The 20705-nt window shown below is 75.7% G+C and carries 22 protein-coding genes and 1 riboswitch; of the genes, 8 read left to right on the plus strand and 14 right to left on the minus strand.

Annotation, left to right across the window (positions count from 1 at the left end; all coding sequences use genetic code 11):
* Positions 1–57 precede the first annotated feature (57 nt).
* Positions 58–591: a universal stress protein gene (locus tag OF117_RS00770; RefSeq protein WP_263550875.1), complete on the minus strand. Its 534-nt coding sequence runs from the start codon at positions 589–591 to the stop codon at positions 58–60.
* A 242-nt stretch (positions 592–833) separates the two neighbouring features.
* Here OF117_RS00770 and OF117_RS00775 point away from each other — a divergent pair, with 242 nt between their 5' ends.
* The gene (locus tag OF117_RS00775) at positions 834–3692 is read left to right on the plus strand and encodes an HAD-IC family P-type ATPase (RefSeq protein WP_263550876.1); all 2859 of its coding nucleotides are present in this window, start codon (positions 834–836) and stop codon (positions 3690–3692) included.
* On the opposite strand, the gene OF117_RS00780 is transcribed toward OF117_RS00775, so the two are convergent.
* Together OF117_RS00780 and OF117_RS00785 are read right to left on the minus strand one after the other, a co-directional pair.
* Positions 3662–4138 carry a hypothetical protein gene (locus OF117_RS00780; protein ID WP_263550877.1) on the minus strand — a complete coding sequence of 159 codons (477 nt, stop codon included), beginning with the start codon at positions 4136–4138 and terminating at the stop codon, positions 3662–3664. The genes OF117_RS00775 and OF117_RS00780 overlap by 31 nt on opposite strands.
* Positions 4139–4194: 56 nt before the next feature.
* Positions 4195–4590: a rhodanese-like domain-containing protein gene (locus OF117_RS00785; protein WP_263550878.1), complete on the minus strand. Its 396-nt coding sequence runs from the start codon at positions 4588–4590 to the stop codon at positions 4195–4197.
* 33 nt (positions 4591–4623) lie between these two features.
* Between OF117_RS00785 and OF117_RS00790 the strand changes: the two genes are divergently transcribed.
* Positions 4624–5016, plus strand: a complete 393-nt coding sequence (locus tag OF117_RS00790) for a VOC family protein (RefSeq protein WP_263550879.1) — start codon at positions 4624–4626, stop codon at positions 5014–5016.
* Between the two features lie 28 nt (positions 5017–5044).
* On the opposite strand, the gene OF117_RS00795 is transcribed toward OF117_RS00790, so the two are convergent.
* The 7 genes from OF117_RS00795 to OF117_RS00825 all read right to left on the minus strand — a co-directional run bounded on the left by OF117_RS00795 (position 5045) and on the right by OF117_RS00825 (position 11947).
* Positions 5045–5776, minus strand: coding sequence for a lytic transglycosylase domain-containing protein (locus OF117_RS00795; RefSeq protein WP_263550880.1), 732 nt, complete (start codon positions 5774–5776; stop codon positions 5045–5047).
* A 15-nt stretch (positions 5777–5791) separates the two neighbouring features.
* Positions 5792–5940, minus strand: a riboswitch (cyclic di-AMP (ydaO/yuaA leader).
* A gap of 128 nt (positions 5941–6068) precedes the next feature.
* On the minus strand, positions 6069–6716 hold the full coding sequence (locus OF117_RS00800) for a class I SAM-dependent methyltransferase (RefSeq protein WP_263550881.1): 648 nt from the start codon (positions 6714–6716) through the stop codon (positions 6069–6071).
* Positions 6717–6760: 44 nt separating this feature from the next.
* Positions 6761–7270, minus strand: coding sequence for a universal stress protein (locus tag OF117_RS00805; RefSeq protein ID WP_263550882.1), 510 nt, complete (start codon positions 7268–7270; stop codon positions 6761–6763).
* 130 nt (positions 7271–7400) lie between these two features.
* Positions 7401–8294 carry a hypothetical protein gene (locus OF117_RS00810; protein ID WP_263550883.1) on the minus strand — a complete coding sequence of 298 codons (894 nt, stop codon included), beginning with the start codon at positions 8292–8294 and terminating at the stop codon, positions 7401–7403.
* 166 nt (positions 8295–8460) lie between these two features.
* Positions 8461–10080, minus strand: coding sequence for a wax ester/triacylglycerol synthase domain-containing protein (locus tag OF117_RS00815; RefSeq protein ID WP_263550884.1), 1620 nt, complete (start codon positions 10078–10080; stop codon positions 8461–8463).
* A 29-nt stretch (positions 10081–10109) separates the two neighbouring features.
* On the minus strand, positions 10110–10433 hold the full coding sequence (locus OF117_RS00820; protein WP_263550885.1) for a hypothetical protein: 324 nt from the start codon (positions 10431–10433) through the stop codon (positions 10110–10112).
* An 8-nt stretch (positions 10434–10441) separates the two neighbouring features.
* Positions 10442–11947 carry a DUF4389 domain-containing protein gene (locus OF117_RS00825; RefSeq protein ID WP_263550886.1) on the minus strand — a complete coding sequence of 502 codons (1506 nt, stop codon included), beginning with the start codon at positions 11945–11947 and terminating at the stop codon, positions 10442–10444.
* Positions 11948–12210: 263 nt separating this feature from the next.
* On the opposite strand from OF117_RS00825, the gene OF117_RS00830 reads away from it, so the two are divergent.
* The 5 genes from OF117_RS00830 to OF117_RS00845 all read left to right on the plus strand — a co-directional run bounded on the left by OF117_RS00830 (position 12211) and on the right by OF117_RS00845 (position 16246).
* Complete coding sequence (locus OF117_RS00830) at positions 12211–12873, plus strand: HPP family protein (RefSeq protein ID WP_263550887.1); 663 nt, start codon at positions 12211–12213, stop codon at positions 12871–12873.
* Positions 12870–13487 (plus strand): flavodoxin domain-containing protein, encoded by a 618-nt coding sequence (locus OF117_RS00835; RefSeq protein ID WP_263550888.1) that lies wholly within the window; start codon positions 12870–12872, stop codon positions 13485–13487. The genes OF117_RS00830 and OF117_RS00835 overlap by 4 nt, the downstream gene beginning before the upstream one ends.
* Before the next feature lie 135 nt (positions 13488–13622).
* Complete coding sequence (locus tag OF117_RS22195; protein WP_411969394.1) at positions 13623–13991, plus strand: hypothetical protein; 369 nt, start codon at positions 13623–13625, stop codon at positions 13989–13991.
* Positions 13992–14133: 142 nt separating this feature from the next.
* Complete coding sequence (locus OF117_RS00840; RefSeq protein WP_263550889.1) at positions 14134–15786, plus strand: GAF domain-containing protein; 1653 nt, start codon at positions 14134–14136, stop codon at positions 15784–15786.
* A gap of 46 nt (positions 15787–15832) precedes the next feature.
* The gene (locus OF117_RS00845) at positions 15833–16246 is read left to right on the plus strand and encodes a type II toxin-antitoxin system VapC family toxin (protein WP_263550890.1); all 414 of its coding nucleotides are present in this window, start codon (positions 15833–15835) and stop codon (positions 16244–16246) included.
* 23 nt (positions 16247–16269) lie between these two features.
* Here the strand turns inward: OF117_RS00845 and OF117_RS00850 are convergent, their stop codons facing one another.
* The 4 genes from OF117_RS00850 to OF117_RS00865 all read right to left on the minus strand — a co-directional run bounded on the left by OF117_RS00850 (position 16270) and on the right by OF117_RS00865 (position 20340).
* Complete coding sequence (locus tag OF117_RS00850) at positions 16270–16944, minus strand: response regulator transcription factor (protein WP_318014203.1); 675 nt, start codon at positions 16942–16944, stop codon at positions 16270–16272.
* A 141-nt stretch (positions 16945–17085) separates the two neighbouring features.
* Complete coding sequence (locus OF117_RS00855) at positions 17086–18660, minus strand: FMN-binding glutamate synthase family protein (RefSeq protein ID WP_263550891.1); 1575 nt, start codon at positions 18658–18660, stop codon at positions 17086–17088.
* 142 nt (positions 18661–18802) lie between these two features.
* Positions 18803–19555: an AmiS/UreI family transporter gene (locus OF117_RS00860; protein WP_263550892.1), complete on the minus strand. Its 753-nt coding sequence runs from the start codon at positions 19553–19555 to the stop codon at positions 18803–18805.
* Positions 19556–19947: 392 nt separating this feature from the next.
* On the minus strand, positions 19948–20340 hold the full coding sequence (locus OF117_RS00865; protein ID WP_263550893.1) for a hypothetical protein: 393 nt from the start codon (positions 20338–20340) through the stop codon (positions 19948–19950).
* 155 nt (positions 20341–20495) lie between these two features.
* On the opposite strand from OF117_RS00865, the gene OF117_RS00870 reads away from it, so the two are divergent.
* A complete protein-coding gene (locus tag OF117_RS00870; RefSeq protein WP_263550894.1) occupies positions 20496–20660 on the plus strand; it encodes a hypothetical protein in 165 nt (54 codons plus the stop codon).
* The last annotated feature ends 45 nt before the right edge of the window (positions 20661–20705 follow it).

The following is a 20705-nucleotide window of genomic DNA, read 5'->3' on the forward strand; positions in this document are numbered from 1 at the left end:
TCACCGGCCGAGCGGCTCCCTCGGGGGGGACGGAGGTCCCGAGCTCGGGCCGGGGTGTCAGGTGCGTCGCACCTCTCCCTGCGGCGGTGTCCTCCCGTGCGGGAGGGCCTCCTGCCGCACCACGGTGACCGGGCAGTGGGCGTGCCGCACGCACTGCTCGCTGACCGAGCCCAGCAGCAACCCGGTGAATCCGCCGTGCCCGCGGGCCCCGACCACCATGAGGTCGGCCCGGTGCGATGACTCGATCAGCCCGCGCGCGGCGGCGGCGTGCACCGTCCAGCACCGCACCTTCACCGTGTCGGGCACGCCCACCGCGGCCACGTGCGCGCACAGCTCGTCGTGGACCGCCCGCTCGAAGTCCTCGATCGGCGGGACGTAGCCGGGCGCCCAGCTCCGTGGCCGCGGCGCGGAGGTCATCGACCACGCCCGGACCACGTGCAGCCCGAACCCGGCCCGCTCGGCCAGGCGGGCGGCCCAGGCCAGCGCGACCTGCGCGCCCTCCGAGCCGTCGTGCGCGACGAGGATCCCCCCGTCGACGTCGGCCACCCGGCGCACGTCGGTGTTCCCGGCCGTCCCCGTGACGTCGTCCATCGGACCTTCCTCCCCCGCCCGGCCCTGCGGGCGCACTCCCGACCCTGCCTCGGGCGAGGTGCGCAGGTCAGGGACCATCGGCCCCGGATGGCGGGACCATGGCGCCCGGTTCCCGCGCGCCCGGGCGGTGACGAGCCAGCCGGGCGGGACGGACAGGACGGGCGGGACGGAGGGACGGACGGCCGACCAGGGTGGGCCCATCGGCCCTACGGGCGGGCAACCGTGCGGGATGGACTCGGCGGATGGAGACCGTGCCCGTGGACGCGCCCCGCGGTGCCGAGCACAGCCTGGCGCTGTCCGAGGTGCTCGTCCTGCTCGACAGCGACCCGGTCGCGGGTCTGACGCAGCACGAGGCCGCCGAGCGGCACCACCGGTACGGCCCCAACGCGTTGCCGACGACCGCCGGCGCCGGCCCCCTGACGCGGCTGCTGCGGCAGCTGCGCAGCCCGCTCGTCGTCGTCCTGCTCGTCGCCGGCGCGGTGACGGCCGTCCTCGGTGAGACCGTCGACTCCGCGGTCATCTTCGGCGTCGTCGTCGTCAACACGATCGTCGGCTACGTGCAGGAGTCGCGGGCCGAGGCGGCGATGGACGCGCTCCGCCGGATGGTCCGCACCCGGGCCCGCGTCGTCCGGGACGGACGGGCGCACGACGTGCCCTCCGAGGACCTCGTCCCCGGCGACCTGGTCGTCCTCCAGGAAGGCGACCGGGTGCCCGCCGACCTGCGCCTGGTCCGGGAGGACGAGCTGCGGGTCGACGAGTCGGCCCTGACCGGCGAATCCCTGCCCGTCGACAAGGACGAGGTCGCGCTGCCCCGGGCGACCCAGGTCGCCGACCGGCGCAACATGCTGTACTCCGGGACGACGGTCACCAGCGGATCGGGAGCCGGGGTCGTCCTCCGCACCGGCGCGGAGACCGAGCTCGGGGAGATCCACCGGCTGGTCGGCAGCGCGGAGGCGCTGGAGACCCCGCTGACGCGCAAGCTGGCCCGGTTCAGCCGCTTCCTGACCGTGGCGATCCTCGTGCTGGCCGCAGGCACCTTCGCCGTGGGCCTGGCCCGCGGACTGCCCCCGGTGGAGATCTTCACCGCGGCTGTGGCCCTGGCCGTCGGCGCCATCCCCGAAGGCCTGCCCGCCGCCATCACCATCACGCTGGCCATCGGCATGACCCGGATGGCGCGGCGCCGGGCGGTCATCCGCCGGCTCCCGGCGGTGGAGACCCTGGGCAGCGTCACCGTCATCTGCTCGGACAAGACCGGCACGCTCACCGAGAACCGGATGACCGTGCGCGCGATCTGGACGCCGCACGCCGTCTACGAGGTGAGCGGCCCGGGCCGCGGGCTGGACGGCGACGTGCGCGACGCTGCCGGCGGCCCGGCCAACCTCGCTGCGGACGCCGCGCTGCGCTGGTGCCTGACCGCCGGCGCGGCGTGCACGGACTCGACCCTGTCCGTCCGCGACGGCCGCCTCACCGTGACGGGCGACCCGACCGAGGGCGCCATGCTCGTGGCCGCCCGCAAGGCTGGCCTCCCGGAGGGAGGCGGGGTGCCGGCCCGCACCGGCAGCCTGCCGTTCACCTCGGCACGGCGGTACATGGCCACGAGCCACCCCGGCACGGACGACGGCTCGCGCGTTCTGCTGGTCAAGGGCGCGGTGGAGCGGGTGCTCGAGCTCAGCGGGCGCGAGCTCGCGGCCGACGGCTCCGTCCGCCCGCTGCGGCGCGACCGCGTGCTGGCCGCCGCCGAGCGGCTGGCGGCCGACGGCCTGCGGGTGCTCGCCACCGCGATGCGCTCCGAGGACGACGGCGGCCCCGACGGCGACTCCCGCGGCGCGCCCGAGGAGGAGAGCCTGCCCGGCACGCTGGTGTTCACCGGTCTGCAGGCCATGTGGGACCCGCCGCGGGCGGAGGCCGTCGACGCCGTCCGGGCCTGCGTCTCGGCCGGGATCACGGTCACGATGATCACCGGCGACCACGCCGCGACCGCGACCGCGATCGCCGCCCGCCTGGGCCTGCTGGACCAGCGACCCTCCCGCGAGGGGGCGGCGAGTGACGGCCTCGTGCTGACCGGCGCCGACCTGGCCGCGCTGCCCCGCGACGCCTACGCCGACGCCGTGGCGCGCGCGGCGGTCTTCGCCCGCGTCTCGCCCGAGCAGAAGCTGACCCTCGTGCGCGCCCTGCAGGCGCGGGGCGCGGTGGTCGCGATGACCGGCGACGGGGTCAACGACGCGCCGGCCCTGCGCCAGGCCGACATCGGCATCGCCATGGGGCGCAGCGGCACCGAGGTCGCCAAGGACGCCGGTGACATGGTGCTCACCGACGACGACTTCAGCAGCATCGAGGCCGCCGTCGAAGAGGGCCGCGGCGTCTTCGACAACCTCACGAAGTTCATCGCGTGGACCCTGCCCACGAACATGGGAGAAGGGTTCGTCATCCTCGTCGCCATCGCGCTCGGGACGACACTGCCGATCCTCCCGACGCAGATCCTGTGGATCAACATGACCACCGCGGTGCTGCTCGGGCTGACGCTCGCCTTCGAGCCGAAGGAACACGACGTCATGCGGCGCCCGCCCCGCCCACCCGCGCGCCCGCTGCTCACCGGCGAGCTGCTCGGGCGGGTCCTGCTCGTCTCGGCGCTGCTGGTCGGCGCGGCGTGGGTGCTGTTCCGGTGGGAGCTGGCCGCCGGGGCGAGCACCGCGGAGGCGCGGACGGCGGCGGTGAACCTCTTCGTCGCCGTCGAGATCGCCTACCTGTTCAGCTGCCGGACGCTGCACCGCGGAGCCGCCCGGCCGGGTCTGCTCGCCAACCGCTGGATCGTGGGAGGCGTGCTGATCCAGGTGGCCGCCCAGCTGGCCCTGACCTACCTACCGGCGATGAACGACCTGTTCCGCACGAGTCCGCTCGACGTCGCCGCGTGGTCGCGCATCCTGCTGCTCACCGCCGCCGTGGCCGCCGTCGTCGCCGTCGAGAAGCGATGGCGACGTCACCGGTCCGACGGGCCCGACCGGTCCCCGCGCAGCGGCACGACCGCACCGTGGCCGCGCAGCGGCACGACCGCACCGTGGCGACGCAGCGGTCACTCCGTCCCGGCCGGGCCTCGGGACTGACCTCCGGACGACGGGTCGCGCCGCACGAGGTCGCCCACCGCCTCCTCCAGCCGCGCCCAGGTCGCGCTCCACTCCACGAGCGGGTCGAGGATGCGCTCGAACACGGCCAGCTGCTGGTCGAAGGCCTCGAGCTGCTCCTTCATGGCATCGATCTGCCGGCGCTGGGCGGACACGGCCGAGGCGATCGCCTGCAGCTGCGCCGCCGACAGCGCGCCGGGCGGCTGGGGCAGCGCCGGCAGGGACAGCCGCGTCGGGACGGCGCCGGCCACGCTGCGAGCCCGCTCGGTGAACCCGCGCAGCTGCTGCACGAACTCGTCGATCGACCGGCCCACCAGACCGCCCGGACCCCCGAGTCCGCCGGCACCGGTGCCGGCGGCACCACCGAGGTCACCCGCGCCGCCGTCGGCACCCGTTCCCGTGTCGCGCTCCTGCCCGGATCCGGTCATCGCCGCTCCCTCCGCTCGCCGTGCCCGGGACGGTATGCCCGCGCACGGCCTGGGCATCACTCCCGGACGTCGGCCGGACCGTCGGTCAGCGGCAACCCGGCGGCGATCCATGCCGCCACCCCGCCGTCGAGGTCGGTGGCGCGGCGCAACCCGACCGCCCGCAGCGAGGCCGCCGCCAGGCTCGAGCTGTAGCCGTGCCGGCAGACGACCACCACCTCCAGGTCGTAGCCGGTGGCCTCGGGGATGCGGTACGGGCTCGCCGGGTCCAGCCGCCACTCGAGCACCGTGCGGTCGATGACCACCGCGCCGGGGAGTTCCCCCTGGGCCCGGCGCTGGCTCTCCGTCCGCGTGTCGACCACGAGCGCTCCGCGGGCGGCGGCCTCGACGACCTCGGCCGGCGACAGGCGACGCACACCGCGGCGGCTGGCGGCCAGCACCTCGTCGACGCCCACGCCCCGAGCCTGCCACCCGCCCACCGGGAGAGGATGCCGGTCGTGGACGTGCTCTCCAGCCGCGTGCTGCTGCGACCGGTCGACCCGGCGCGCAGCCGCGCGTTCTACCGGGACGTGCTCGGCCTGGCGGTGCACCGGGAGTTCGGCCCGCCCGACGACCCGGGGTTGGTCTTCTTCGTCGGCAACGGGTTGCTCGAGGTGTCCGGGCGGGCGGCCGAGCCGCCGCGCGGCCTCGCCCTCTGGCTGCAGGTGCGCGACCTCGCGGCCGAGCACGCGCGGCTGGCGGCCGCCGGGGTGGACGTGCTCGTCCCGCCGCGCCGGCAGCCGTGGGGGCTGCTCGAGATGGAGGTCGCCGATCCGGACGGCGTCCACCTCGTGCTGGTCGAGGTGCCGGCGGACCACCCGCTCCGCCGCGACCAGCGCTGACCGGCGGGTCGGCGGCCACCGGCGGGGATCAGTACCAGTTCTTCGCCTGCGAGTGCTTCCACGCGGCGCACGGGCTGCCGTACCGCTCCTCGATGTAGACGAGGCCGGCGTCGATCTGCCGGTAGCCGTCGGAGGTCTTGCCGATGCCCGTCCCGGCCCAGGTGCTGTCCAGGAACTGCGGGATCCCGTACGCGGAGCTGGTCGGGTTCTGCGCGTCGGGGTTCCAGCCGCTCTCCTTGCCCCACAGGTTCTCCAGGCAGGAGAACTGCGCGCCGTCGCCGCCGAGCTCGCCCAGGGCGTACTCCTTGAACGACCCCTTGGTGGCCGGCCTCGCCGCGGCCCGGGCGGCCTCCTCGGCGGCCTTCCGCGCGGCCTCCTCGGCGGCCGTGCGCGCGGCCTCCTCGGCCGCGCGCCGCTCGAGCTCGAGCCGGTCGGCCTCGGCCTGTGCCGCGGCGGCGGCGTCCTGCTCGGCGGCCCGCTCGCTGCGGCTGGCGGCCAGCTGCTCCAGCGGCGCCAGCTGCTCCGCGAGGGGCGCGGGCGCGGGCGCCGCGGCGGAGACGCCGAGCTGCTCGGCGACGCTCACCGGCTCGACGGTGGTCGCCTCGGCGTGGGCCACCGGCTCACCACCGGTGACGACGGCGACCAGCACCGCCCCGGCGCTGGCGACGCCGAGGTACAGCCCGGGACGCCGGACGGACGCCGGCGGGCGGCGGCGGGACGAGGACGTGCGGGCACTACGACGAGGCGTGCGCGGGCTCATGGAGGAGGTGCGTCCGATTCTTCCGTCGAGCCGCCTACCGGGTTAGCTGACGGGTTCGGGCGGGAAGATGGCCCTACCGGTCCGGCGATCCGGACCCGATTCACCCCAGTGCTGCGGTGGGTCCCCGGCTCGCGACGGCGGTCGCGACTCGGCGGCGCCCGGCGGCTCCCCTGGTTGGGGCGGTGACGACCGGCCGGACGGCGACACGGTATACACCGTTACCGTCCCGTGACAATCCGGTGGGCGACATCCGGTGGCGTGACACGCGTTACGGATGGGGCGGCGCGGGAGCTCAGGGCACGCGCCAGACCGTCGTCCGCCGGGTGCCCGGGCCCTCGGTCTCCGGCACGTCGTAGGCACCCACCGCGACCAGCCGGTCCTGCGGCAGGTAGGGCCGGCCGGGGTCGCCGACCAGCACCTCGCTCCCCCGGGCGCGGGCGGCGGTGAGGAAGGGCCACACCCGCTCGGTCATCCCGCGGTCGTAGCAGACGTCGCCGGCGAGCACGACGTCGACGTCCGGCGGCTCGTCGCCCAGGACGTCCCCCACGACGCGGATGGGGCCGGCGCCGTTCAACTCGGCGTTGAGCGCGATCGCCGTGACGCCGAAGCGGTCGACCTCGCTGGCCACCACCTCGCGCGCACCGGCCGCGGCGGCGGCCACGGCGACCAGCCCGCTGCCCGACCCGAGGTCGAGCACCCGGCGATCGGCGACGACGTCCGGCGCGTCGAGCACGTGCCGGGCCAGCGCCTGGCCACCCGGCCAGGCGGCGGCCCAGAACGGCGGTTCCTCCCCGGCTCCGCCGCCCTCGGCCTCCATCGCCTCCCAGAGCGCGACGACGTCGGCCGCCACGAGCAGCCGGACCTCCGGCACGAGGGAGGGCCGGGCCGGCCGGGTGTGCGACCGGACGAACCCGGCCGGGGCGGGACGGGGGACGTGCACCCCACCGAGTCCACCGCGCCGCCCCGGGCGGCGCGAGACGGCCCTCAGGATCGACGACCGACGGGGGCGCCGCCGAGCGAGGCGCCCGTCCCGGTCCGGACGACGGTCACCGGGCACGGCGCGTGGTGCACGCACTGGTCGCTGACCGAGCCGAGGAGCAGCCCGCCGAAGCCGCCCCGGCCCCGCGCGCCCACGACCAGCAGATCGGCGCCCGCGGCGGCCTCGATCAGCCCGCGGGCGGGCGACCGGTGCACGACGTGGCAGTGGACGGTCACGCCCGGGTCCAGGCCGGCCGAGGCCACGTGCCGGCGCAGCTCCTCGTGCACGGCCCCGGCCCAGTCGGCCATCGGTGGCACATAACCGGTCGACCAGCTGCTCGGCCGGGGTGCGCTCGTCATGCTCCACGCGCGCAGCACGTGCACCTCCAGACCGGCCCGGCCGGCCAGCGCGGCCGCCCACCGGAGCGCGTGCTGGGCGCACTCCGAGCCGTCGTGCCCGACGAGGACCCCGCCGGGGATCGACACCGTCTCGACCGCGCCCTCGACCTCGTCCACCCGTGTCCCCTTCCTCGCTGTCCGCCGTGTCCAGGCTGCACCGTCGCCGTCCGCCCGGGAAGGGCCCGCGCGCCCGGGAGCGGGGCCCCGGGTGCCCGCACCGGCGCGCCGACGGAACCGGCCGCGCCCGTCAGGCGGGCAGCGGCTGGGTGGTCACCGGGTTCCCCAGGTCGGCCACGATGTTGGGCTCGTCGGGCACCAGCTCGTCGAGCGACCGCAGCGCCTCGGCGATCTGACCGGTCAGCCGGTGCAGGCAGCCGGCGGCCTCCTCCCGCTGGCGGCGCAGGTCGGCCACCTCCGCCTCGAGGGCGGCGAGCCGGGCCGCGGCGGCCTCCTCGGCGGCTGCGGACGCCGCCCGGGCCTCGGCCTCCAGGCGAGCCATCCGCTCGGCGGTCTCCAGCGCCGCGCGGGTCCGCTCCTCGGCGGCGGCCACGTCCAGGCGCCGTCGCTCCTCGGCGGCGGCCGCGTCCAGCCGGTGGCGCTCGGCCGCGGCGTCCGCGAGCAGGCGCTGCGCGTCCTCCCGTGCGTGCCGCAGGGCGTCGGCCGCGGCCGACCGGTCGCGGACGGCTTCCCGGCGCGCCGCCGCGGCGGCGGCGATCAGGTCGCCGACGTTGCGGAGCCGGGCCTCGGCCTCGAGCCGGGCACCGGCGACCGTGCGCGCCGCCTCCGCCTCGGCCGCGGCGAGGACCGACCGGACCCCCTGGTCGTAGGCCGTCCGGTACCGCGCCAGCTCCGCGGCGCAGGTCCGGAAGCGGCGGAGCAGCCGGGTGCGCTCGCGCCGCAGCGCGACCAGCTCCGCCTCCGCCGACTCCACGTAGGCGTCCACGGCGAGCCGGTCGTAGCCCGGGAAGGTCACCCGGAACTCCGGTCCGGCGCCGAGCAGGGCGGCGAGCTCGGTGGAGTCCGCCCCCTTCCGCAGGACCGGGTCGGGCGCCGCTCCCGCTCCGTCCGCCGGCCGCTCGCCGGTTCCGTCGTCCTCGCGTCGGACGTCGTCGGTCCCGGCGTCCTCGGCACGCCCGGTCATCGTCCCCCCTCGTCGAGCACGCCGGTGGGCGCCGTCGGTGGCGCGGCCGGTCCTCTTCTCTGCTGGAACGTTCGCATCCCCCCGGGCCGGCGGCTACACCGGCTCCCCTTCGGTGGTCGACGGAACGGTGTCGTCCGGCTCGGCGCACCCGCAAGGCCACCGTGCGTCACGGGCGGGGTGCGGACGTGCCCTGGACGGCCCGGTGCGGGTGGTCTCGACAGGGGTTCCGTGCCATCCGGTCCGCCTCCGTGTGCGACGTGGAGCTCTGTGGCGGGACGCTGGCAGACGGTCGCTCGGGACCCGCGGCTCCCGGCCCGGGCGTGGCGCACGGTCCCGGCGTAGGACCGCGCTCCGTGGTCGCCACGTCACCACCGGTCGACGCGACCGTGCGGCTGGACGTGTCGGGCACTCCCTGGCGGCCGCCGTGGTCCGCGGCGGACCGCGCCCCGCCGCGCACCGGTGCGTGCACCGCCAGCTCCTCGTCCAGCGCGTGGGCCAGCACGGAGAGGTCGGGCACCGCGTCGGCGTCGGCGGCCACCGTCATGGTGAGCGTGCCGGCGTAGGAGAGGGCCAGGAAGGAGACGGTCACGTTGCCGGTCTCGCCGTTGGCGAGCGGGACGACGGCCGACACGGGCGCGCCGGCGAGCGACATCGGCGCGCCCGGTCCCGGGACGTTGCTCAGCAGGGTGTGGAAGCGGTGCTGGCGGGCCTGGTACCAGCGGTAGCCGCCGAGTGCGGCCATGGCCCGGAACGCGGGACCCAGGAGTGTGATCACCGACGGCCCGGCCGCGGCGGAGCGGGCGCGCCGGACGGTCCCGGCGACCCGCCGGAGACGCTCGACGGGGTCGGGCACGGCGGGGACGGCCACGACCAGCGGGGTGGCCGCGTTGCCGGACCCGTCGTCCCCGCCGGCCCGGCTGCCGACCATGACGCACACGAGAAGCGGGTCGACCGGCTCCCCGCGGTGCGCGAGGAGGGTGGACAGGGCGCCGGCGACCGCGGCGAGGAGGACGTCGTTGACGGTGCCGCCGCACCGGTGCCCCGCTGCCCGCAGCCCGGCCAGGTCGGCCCGGACGACGGCGAACCGGCGGCGGGGTCCGGTCGGGGCGAGCAGGGAGCAGGAGGCGGCCGGCCGGGGGTGCACGCCGCCGCCGGCACGCAGCGCCCGGCGCAGGGCGGTCCGGGTGCCGCGGATCCGCTGCACCGCGTGCAGGCGCTCGCGCCAGGCATCGGAGACCAGACGCCCGTACGTGGGCGGCGGCGTGCGCCGGGGTGGTGACGACGGTCGCTCCGCCGCCGCTGCATCGGCGAGCCGGTGCAGCACGCCCACCCCGCGCAGACCGTCCAGCACGGCGTGGTGGAGGACGACGACCAGCGCGACCCGCTCGCCGCCCGGCCCGATCAGCCAGGTGGCCGACCACAGCGGCCGGTCCCGCGGCAGCGGCTCGGTGACCAGGTCCGCGGCGAGCGCGAGGAGCGCCTCCTCGTCCGCGGGATGCGGGCAGACCCTCCGGCGGACGTGCCGGGCCGGATCGACGGCCGGGTCATCGAGCCAGATCGGCTGCCCGCCGCCGAGAGGGACCCGGACGATCCGCTGACGCAGCCGCGGCACGGCCGAGATCCGTTCGGCCAGGAGCCGGTCGGCGGTGCCCGGGTCGAGCGGGGGCCCGTCACCGAGGAGGAGCAGCGCGCCGATCTGCTGTCGCAGCCGGCCGGAGTCCGAGGCCAGCATCGCCAGGTCCGCCTGGCTCACCCGGTCGACCGCCGCGCCGGGGAGCCGGGTCACCGGCCGTCGCCCCGGCGAGGGACCGGGCGTCATCGCCGCGGATCCCCCGTCCGCGTCGTCGCGCCCGCGGTGACGGTGCCGCCGGGGCGCCCGGCGCCCGCGGCGGTCTCCCATGATCGGGGGTGGTGGCCCAGGCGGCCGCGAGTGAGGGCCACGAGAACCGCAGCGGCGGTGAGTAGCACGCCGGCCGATCCCCCGACGCCGAGGACGGCGGGCGCCCACAGGGTCCACGAGATGCCGTAGGCGAGGAGCACGAAGGCGGCCAGCGGGTGCCGCGCCACCCACGCGGCACCGCGCGACCGGACGCTGGAGGTTGCCGGGCCGTCGGCGGCGTCGGTCATCGGGTCGGTCATCGGGTCGGTCATCGGGGAGCGCCGGGCGCGGACGTCCTCACCGCCTGGCCGGCTCCAGCCCTGGGCGGCAGCGGGCTGCCGTGGGCGGGAACGGTGTCGGAGGGCGGTCGCCGGTGGGCACGGTGCACCGCGAGGGCCACCAGCAGCGCACCGGCGACCAGCAGGACGGCGCCGCCCGCGAGCAGGCCGACGGCCAGCGAGGTCAGCCCCGGCACGGTGGCCGCGGCGCGCGTCTCCACCGCCAGCCCGGCCCCGCCGTCGGCCCGCATGACGACCGCCGTCCAGGACCCGTCGGCGGGAGCCCAGTCGAGCACCTGGGTGCCGGGACCGGTAGCCGACGCCGTCCAGATGTCCGCCTCCTCCGGTGGCACCCCGGGCGCGCCGCCCGGAACGTCCGTCGCGTTCGCCCCGCCCTGCGGGTCCCGACCGAGGTCGTGCAGGATGCGGTGCTCCACGCCGGCCAGGTAGCGGTCGACCGCGGCGCTCCGCGCGATCCCGATGAACAGCTCGGTGGCGGGGTCGGTCGCGGTCGCCTGCAGCCGGGCGTCACCCAGGAACCGGTCGAGCACCCACTGCTCCCCGCCGGTGTCGAGCCGCATGCTGTCGCTGGCGAGCGCGTACCCGTCGGTGCGCAGCTCGGCCGCGGGGGTCCACAGGTATCCGTCCACGCGCTGCGTCTGGTCGGCCCGGAGCAGCCCGCCGCCGGCGGCGAGCGGGCCGGTGGCGGCGAGGAGCAGCAGCGAGCCGATCACGACGACCGCCACGCGGCCCGCCGTCCAGGTGCTCGGGCGTGCATCGGCCGGCGGCACGGTGGGCGCCGGCCCCCCGGGCACCGACCCGGGGTCCGCGCCGCCCATGTCCAGCCGGAACGGCGGATACCGGTCGGTCATCAGGCCGGCGTACGCCGCGACCCGCAGCACCCAGCGGTCCATGCCCATGACGAAGTCGTAGAGCGGCTGCGGGTAGCGGCCGGTGAACAGCAGCACGACGGCGGCGATGAGCACGAGGAGGCCGACCAGGCCCCCCGCCGCCCAGCCCGAGTCCCAGCCCTGCTCCGCAGCGGGTCCGGTGCTCAGCCACACGCCACCGCCGACGAAGACCGCGAGCACCAGGTAGTGCGGGATGGTCAGCAGCCACCACTTCACCAGGACGAGCCCGCGGGACAGCCGCTCCGGGTAGGCCACGTCGAGGCCGGCCGGGTAATCGGGGACGTCCGCGAGGGTGAAGGGCGGGTAGCGGTCGGTGCCCAGGGCACCGTAGCCGTAGTAGTGGACCCGCCAGCTCCAGCGCAGCACCCCGACGTTGAAGTCGAACAGCGCCCTCGGGTAGCGGGCGGTGACGAGGATGGCGAAGAAGGCGACGACGCCCAGCACGGTGAAGGCCAGCCACAGGAAGGCCAGCACCACGAAGTGCGGGATCAGCAACAGCCACTTCACCAGCCACAGGCCACGGGAGAGCCCCGCGTCCAGGTGTGCGTCGACGCGCACGGGATAGGGCTCGCGGGCTCGGGTCACGACGTTCTCCTCGTCCTGTGACGGCCGGACGACCCGAGGCTGTCGTGAGGACCCGGCGGTCGACACGGCCCAAGGTCGGACCCGCCCGGGACCTCCGTCGCCGGCGGGACGGCGGACGCGCAGCGGACCAGGCGGCACCCGGTCGTCCGGTAGGACGAACGTCCCACCGGCCAGCGTCCGCCGACCCTGCGCCCGGAGGCGCCCACGGTCCTACGGTCGCCACACGGAGAGCCGGGGAGGGTGCCGTGCAGGCGAGGGACGTCATGACCCGTGCGGTCGTCACGGTGGGGCCGGAGACGTCGGCGAAGTACGCCGCTGAGGTGATGGCCGAGCACGGCTTCGCCGCGCTGCCCATCGTCGACGACGAGGACAGGCTGGTCGGCATCGTCGCGGAGGCCGACGTGCTGCGGCGGCGCGTGCCCGAGGATCCGCGGTTGCACCTGCGCCGCCACACCGGGGCGGGGCCGGTTCCGCCGCTGCGCGTCGGCCGGCTGATGACCACCGACGTCCGCACCGTCGACGCCGCGGCCGACGTCGCCGACATCGCCCGGATCCTCGTCGACGGCGGGCTGCGCAGCGCGCCGGTGCTGGAGCACGGCCGGCTGGTCGGCATCGTCAGCCGGCGCGACCTGCTGACCACCCTGGTGCGCCCCGACGAGCGGCTGCGCGACGAATTGCTCGGGCTGGTCGAGGGCTACACCGGCGAGCCCGGCGCCGTCGACGTGTCGGTGTCGGAGGGCGTCGCCACCATCCGCCGGCTGCGAGGGGTGGCCGACCCCTCGGCGGAGGCCGAGCAACGCGCGTTCGAGGAGCTCGGCCGCACGGTCGGCGGCGTGGTCGCAGTGCACGTCGCGGCCGATCCCGGTACAGCGCCGACCGGCACGACCCCGGCCCGGACGACCACGACCTCTGGAGGACGACGGTGAACACCCAGCGGGTGCTGGTGACCGCGGCGAGCAAACACGGCGCGACGCACGAGATCGCCGACGCCCTGGCCCGCCGGATGCAGGAGCACCCGGAGGCGGTTCCGGCCGAGCTGGTCGCGGCGAGCGTGCCGGTCGAGAGGGGGCCGGATCCGCGCACCTACGACGCGGTCGTCCTGGGCAGCGCCGTCTACGCGGGCAGCTGGCGCGAGGAGGCACGGCACTTCGCGACCGAGCACGCGGCGACGCTGCGGCAGCGGCCCGTGTGGCTCTTCTCCAGCGGCCCGATCGGAGACCCGCCCTTCCCGCCCGACGAACCGCACGACGTCGCCGCCCTCACCCACCTGATCGGCGCTCGCGGGCACCGCATCCTGCCCGGGCGGTTGGAGAAGAACCGGCTGACCTTCCCCGAACGCGCCATGGTGACCGCCATGCGCGCACCGGTCGGCGACTTCCGCGACTGGGGGCTCGTGCGGGTCTGGGCGGACGCGATCGTGGCCGCCCTCGTTGGCGAGGTCGTACCGACCACCCCTCGCGCTGACCGCGGGCCCGCTGGAGCAGACGCTCGCCGGGACAGCGGATACGGCGTCCAGGAGCACGGCCGCCAGGCCACCTGAGGAGCACCACGCTCACGACCGACGAGGACCGCGACCCCACCGCACTCGACGACGAGGAGTGCTGGAGCCTGCTCACCGCGTCGTCGATCGGACGCCTGGCATCCACCGACGGTGCGCTGCCCGCCGTCCTGCCCCGTGTCGTACGCCGTCCACGGCGGGGGGGTGGTGTTCCCGGCCCGGCGCGACAGCCCCGTCTGCACCGCGGTCCGCGGCGCGGTGGTCACCTTCCGGGTCGACTCCTGGTCGGGCGAGGACCGCACCGGGTGGAGCGTCACGGTCGTCGGGCCCTCCTCGTCAGCACGCCCGAGGAGTGGCCGCGCTCGACGGGCTGCGGGCGTCCAGCCGGCCGCCCACGCCCGACCGCTGCTACGTCGTGATCCGCATGTGGCTGCTCCGCGGGTGGCGGATGAGCGTGCCCGACCTCTCCGGACCCGGGCCTGCCGGCGACCGGGGGCGTTGCTGCCGGCGACCGAGGGCGTTGCTGCCGGCGACCGGGGGCGTTGACGTCGGTCTCGTGCCGGATCGACATCGCGGCGGTTCCCTTCCCCCCGGGCCTGTGCCATCGTCGCTGGCGGGGAGGTGGTGGCCCGTGCGGGATCGGGACGGCGCGCCCCACCCCGGAGGATCGTCGCTCTCCGGGATGCGATTGACCGAACTCATCGACGAGGTGCAGGAACGGCTGACTGCTGTGGCGCGCAGCCAGGAGCGCATCCAGCACCTGCTCGACGCCTTCCTCAGCGTGTCCCGCGGGCTCGACCTCGACAGCACGCTGAAGCGCATCGTGGAGTCCGCGGTGGAGCTGGTCGACGCCCGGTACGGCGCGCTCGGTGTGCTGGGCGAGCGCGGCGGGCTGTCCGCGTTCATCACCGTGGGCATCGAGCCCGAGCTCGCGGCCCGGATGGGTCACCTGCCCGAGGGCAAGGGGGTGCTGGGGCAGCTGATCACCGAGCCCTACCCCCTGCGCATCGCCGACCTCTCCGCGCACCCCGCCTCGGTCGGCTTCCCGCCCAACCACCCGGAGATGAGGACCTTCCTCGGCGTCCCCGTGCTCGTCCGGGCAGAGGTGTTCGGCAACCTGTACATGACCGAGAAGAAACACGGCCAGTTCACCGCCGAGGACGAGGCCGTGCTCACCGCCCTGGCCGGTGCCGCCGGGGTCGCGATCGACAACGCGCGCCTCTACCAGGAGGGCGAGGAGCGACGGCGGTGGCTGGCGGCGGTGTCCGACGTCCGCGCCGCGCTGCTCGACGCCCCGTCGACCGACCACGCCTTCCGGCTCATCACCGAACGCGTGGCCGCCCTGACCGACGCGGACGCCGGGTGGCTGCTGCTCGGCCCCGACCCGGCCGACGGGCGCTACGTGGTCGCCGCCCAGTACGGCGAGGGGTTGGACGACGTGGTCGGCCACCGCCTGGCGGTCGGCGACAGCCCCGCGCTCACGGCCCTGGCGGCCGACCACGACGTCGTGACGCTGGACCTGACGGGTCAGGACCACGACGGTCCCGACGCGCACGTCGACTGGGGACCCGTGCTGGCCATCCCGCTGCACGGCAGCGAGGCGGAGCGCGCCGTGGTCACGGTGACCCGGCGTTCCGGTCGGCCCGGCTTCGGCCCGGCGCTGACCCCGCTGGCCGCGAGCTTCGCCGACCAGGCGACCGTGGCCCTCGACATGGCCGCGCGGCAGCGGCTGGCCCGGCAGCTGGACGTGTACGAGGACCGCGACCGGATCGCCCGCGACCTGCACGACCTGGTGATCCAGCGGGTGTTCGCCGCCGGGCTGGCCCTGCAGGCCCTGCTGCCGCGGGTGCGCGAGGCCGACCTGCAGCGGCGGGTGCGCGACGTCGTCCACCAGCTCGACGACACCGTCCGCGACATCCGGACGACGATCTTCGACCTGCACACCACGGACACGGCGGACACCGCCGACAGCACCCGGCGGCGGCTGCTCGACGTCGTGACCGGCACGGTCGGCGACCGGCTGAAGTCGACGGTACGCATGTCCGGCGCCATCGACAGCCTGCTCACCGGCGAACTCGCCGCGGACGTCGAGGCGGTCGTCCGGGAGGCGGTGAGCAACGCCGCCCGGCACGCCGGGGCCGCGCACGTGACGGTCACGATCGACGTCGGCGAGGACGTGGTCGTCGACGTCGTCGACGACGGCCGCGGCATCCCGGACCGCGTCGGACGCAGCGGGCTGCGCAACCTCGTCGAACGCGCCGAAGGCCGCGGCGGCGAGTGCACCGTCGAGCGGCTGCCGGACGGCGGCACACGACTGCGCTGGTGCGCGCCCCTGCGCTGATCCGCCTCCCTCCCGAAGCGCACGGCTCGCTCGCCCTCGTACCAGCGTGCTGCTCGCCGCGACCGACGAAGGCCGCGACGACCACGAGGACGCCGCCGCATCGCTCGACGCGTGGCCGTCCTCCGGCGTGGTGCTCTACACCAGCGGGCAGATCCTCCGCGAGTACCTGGCCGTGGCCACGCGCCCGGTCGAGCGCAACGGGCTGGGAATGGCGCGGCCGGCCGCCGTCGCGAACGTCCGAGCGCTTCGCGCGCGCCTGCACCTGTTGGCCGAAGACGAGAGGGTGAGCGAGCGCCTGCTCGCGCTGCTCGACGCGGTCGAGTGCACGGGCACACGAGTCCGTGACGCGAACGTGGTCGCCACGATGCTCGTCCACGGCGTCGACACCGTCGTCACCAGCAACATCGACGATTCCACGAGGTTCGACGACCACGTGCAGGTGGTCACTCCGCGCCGCTAGGGACGGTGCCGAACCTGCGTCGGTCAGCGCCGCGACGACGGCGGTGCCGATCGAAGTTCGGTGGCGAGCACGGCGGCCTGCGTGCGCCGCTCCAGCCCCAGCTTGGCCAGCAGGTGGGAGACGTAGTTCTTCACCGTCTTCTCCGCCAGGAACATGCGCTCGCCGATCTGCCGGTTGGTCAGCCCCTCGCCGATGAGCGCGAGCACCGTGCGCTCCTGGTCGGTCAGCCCCGCGACCGGACCGGCCGGTTCGGCGGCCCGCCGCATCCGCTCGAGGACGGCGGTGGTCGCGGTCGGATCGAGCAGCGAACCACCGGCAGCGACGGTGCGGACGGCGGTGACCAGGTCCTGGCCCAGGATCTGCTTGAGCAGGTAGCCCGATGCACCGGCCATGATCGCCTCGAACAGCGCCTCGTCGTCGCTGTAGCTGGTCAGCATGATCACCTTCAGCTCGGGCAGGCGGGAGCGCAGCTCGCGGCAGACGCTCACACCGTCGCCGTCGGGAAGGCGGACGTCGAGGATCGCGACGTCGGGACGCAGCGCCGGCCCTCGGGCCAGCGCCTCGGCGGCGTTCTTCGCCTCCCCCACCACGGCGAGGGCCGGGTCGCTCTCCAGCACGTCGGCCACGCCGCGCCGGACCACCTCGTGGTCGTCGAGCAGGAACACGCGGATCCGCGGCTGGTCCTCGTCACCGGTCACATCCGCAGGCTAGGACTGCGGATACTGCTGCACCCCGGGTCCTAGGTCCCGACTCGGCCGGATGACCTCGGAGCGGACCCCGGTCCCGGGTCGGCAGGCCGTCGGATCCTCCCGGCCGGCGCGCCTCCTCCGGGTGGACGCTCAGCCGGTCGCGGTCGCCGACGGCGGCGCGCTGCCGCCCTGCGGAGCCTCCCCGGCCATGATCCGCTCGATCTCGGCGCGGTCGGCCTCCGACGGCAGGCCCCACCCGGGCTGGTAGTCGTACACCTCGCCGAGCGGCCTGGACGCCGTCCGCCCGGTGAGCACCTCGACGGACCCGGTGTCGATGAGGCCGGGGTGGGCGACGCCGCACGCCTCCGCGACTTTGAGCAGATCGCGCCGCACGGTCCGGATGTAGTTGGCCGCGCGCACCGACTTCAGCGCCGGGTCCAGGCCGTGCGCGAGCCACGCGTTCTGCGTGGCGACGCCGGTCGGGCAGGTGTCGGTATGGCACTTCTGGGCCTGGATGCAGCCGATCGCCAGCATCGCCTCCCGCGCGACGTTGACCATGTCGCAGCCGAGGGCGAAGGCGACGACCGCGTTGTCGGGCAGCCCGAGCTTGCCCGCACCGATGAAGGCCACCTGCTCGTGCAGCCCCGCGCGGGCGAACTCCGCGTACACCCGGGCGAAGCCGAGCTGGAAGGGCAACGACACCGAGTCGGTGAAGATCAGCGGCGCGGCGCCGGTGCCCCCCTCGCCCCCGTCGACCGTCACGAAGTCCACGCCGCGGTCACCGCGGGCCATGAGCGCGGTGAGCTCGCGCCAGAACTCCATGTCGCCGACGGCGGACTTGATGCCGACCGGCAGGCCGGTCTCGGCGGCCAGCAGCTCCACCCAGTCGAGCAGGCTGTCGGCGTCGGAGAACTCGGCGTGCCGGGACGGGCTGATGCAGTCGACACCCTCCGGCACGCCGCGGGTCTCGGCGATCTCCGGCGACACCTTGGCCGCCGGCAGCACCCCGCCGAGGCCCGGCTTGGCCCCCTGGCTCAGCTTGATCTCGAGCGCCCGCACCGGGGCGCCGGCCACGAGGTCCTCGAGGCGGGCCAGGTCGAAGCGACCCTCGGCGTCGCGGCAGCCGAAGTAGGCCGTGCCGATCTGGAACACCAGCTCGGCACCGTGCCGGTGGTGCCGCGACAGGCCGCCCTCGCCGGTGTTGTGCAGGCAGCCGGCGAGCGCCGCCCCGCGGTTGAGCGCCTCGGTCGCCTGGGCGGACAGCGAGCCGAAGCTCATCGCCGAGATGTTGACGACCGACGGCGGGCGGAAGGCCCTCGCCCGGCCACGAGCGGCGCCCAGCACCTTCGCCGCGGGCAGGTCGACGGTCTGGCCGGCGTGCACGCTCGTCGCCGGCACCGCCCGGCCGAAGGTGCGGTGGTTGATGACCGGGTAGCCGGCCGTGTACTCGAGGTCGTTGTCGGTGCCGAAGCCGAAGTAGTTGTTCTCCCGCTTGGCCGACGCGTAGACCCAGCGGCGCTGGTCGCGGGTGAACGGCCGCTCCTCGTTGTTGCCGGCCACCAGGTACTGGCGCAGCTCCGGGCCGACCGCCTCGATCAGGTAGCGGGCGTGGCCCAGCAACGGGAAGTTGCGGAGCAGCGTGTGCTCCTTCTGCACCAGGTCGCGGACCGCCACCGCCGCCAGCGCGGAGAGACCTGCCGCCGCCGCTCGGACACTGCGCCTCATGACCTCACCCTGCACACCGGCGAGGCCGCGGCAACTCGGGGCGCACCGGGCGCGACCTGACGGGCGGGCGGCGGCGCGGGACGTCGGCCATCGGCGCGCCGGGCCGGGAGCACCGGCCGGCGCGCCGCGTTCCCGCCGCCGGCTACGGGCGGGGTTCGGCCATGCCGCGCGAGCCGGTCCGCTGCGCCGGGGGCGTGGTCAGCTTCGCGGTGTCCCGCGGCTGCTCGGCCGCCGCCGGGGCGACCGACGGCGTGCCGGCCGCGGCGGAGCGGTCGGGCGCGGGCGGCGGTGGCGCCGCCGGCACCGGCCCGTGCAGGCGCGGGTAGAGGAGCAGGCTGAGCAGGCACAGCACCGCGATGACCACCGCCCACAGGCCGACGTAGTCGGCCCACACCCCGGTCATCAGCAGGAAGGCCGGGATGGCAGCGGTGACGATGCCCGCGACGACGGCGATGGCGCCGGTGAACCGCGTGAGGTCGTCCCGCTTGCGCCCGAGCAGCAGGAAGAACAGCCCCCACAGGATCGCCCAGTACAGCCAGATGACGCCGAACGCCGGGTCGGCCGGCTGGAACCAGAAGAAGTTCAGCGCGGAGTAGACGACCGCCGCCGCCGCCACGAACGCCGAGAACCAGCCGACGCCGGTGCCGTCGAGGCCGGACAGCAGGTTGATGCCGACGTAGAGGTAGGTGAACCCGAACAGGTAGATGCCGGAGGCAGCCAGGATCGCCGCGGGATCACCGCCGGAGGTGAAGATCAGGTAGGTCGGCGTGACCACCTGCAGGGCGCCGACGAAGAGGTTGATCGGCGCGGCGGAGCGCGCCTCGACCAGGCCCAGGAGCATCAGCCCGTTGACCGCGAGCACCGCGCCCACGTAGAGAAGTCCGACACTGCCCATGTGCACTCATCTCCTCGAGTCCCCGCTGGTGGTGATGGGTCCCCCGTGGAGTCGGGACGACGTGGCACCGCCCGCCGCGTCCGTCGGTGTGCGGAGTCGTCGAGCCGGGCCGGCGGTCGCACCGGGCACGATCGCACCCGGCCATGGACGTCCTGCGATACGGCGCCGTCGTCCCCGGCGCACCTCGGTCATCGGTGGACCTCCCGAGCCGGCCGGTCACCGGACCCGTGGTCCCGGTCCGCGCGACCGCGACCGACCTTGCGACCGCTGCCCGACGGAGTCAATGGCGACCACCCCGGCCCGGCCCGGGTGCACATCGGCCGGCTCCCGACGGCGCGTGTCCTGACCTCCCGAGCACGACCGCGCACGCGGCGTCCCGAGCGGACCGGCGGCTAGCCGGCGTCGTCCGCACCCGCCGGCGAACCGTCCCCGTCCTCGTCCGCGACGCGTCGCTCGGCATCGGGATCCCCCGTCGGCGGCCGGTCGTCGCCGGACGTGGGCGCACCGGAGGCGTGCTCGTCGAGGGCGGCGTCGATCAGGGCGGCCAGCCCGGCCAGGCTGCGGTGCGGGCCTCCCCTGCGCACCAGGACCGGTTCGACGTACGGCATGTCCTCGGGCGAGTCCCCGGCCCGGTCCCGGGTCGGGTCCTCGCCCGGGTCCCCGCCCGGGTCCTCGTCGGCGAGCGCACGGCCGATGTCGTGGGCTGCCCGCAGGGCCGCCTTGCCGAAGCGGTCGGTCGCCTCGTGCTTCTCGATCGGCACGTGCTCCTCGTCCGCCACGTCCACGACTCCTCGTCACCGGCCCGCCCGCCCGTCGTCCCTACCCTCGACGACGACGATCTGCGCGTGCATGGGCGGTCCGTCGCCCGGGTATTACGCTCGATGGCTTCCAACCCCGGGGCCGACGCCGTTCCCGCACCACGGACCCCGAGGAGCCTCCGGTGGAGAGCCGTATCGACATCAGCTGGATCTGCCGACCCTGTGAGGTCGAGGGCCAGGACGCCCAGCGCGACAGCGCCCCCACCTGCTGGAACTGCGGCGGTCCGGTGGTCGTGACCGCCCGCCCGACGGTGCGCCTGGCGGCCGGCCCCGACGCCTCGTCCTGAACGCCTCGTCCTGAACGCCTCGTCCTGAACGCCTCGTCCTGAACG

This window comes from Geodermatophilus sp. YIM 151500, from assembly GCF_025716945.1.
Lineage (GTDB): Bacteria > Actinomycetota > Actinomycetes > Mycobacteriales > Geodermatophilaceae > YIM-151500.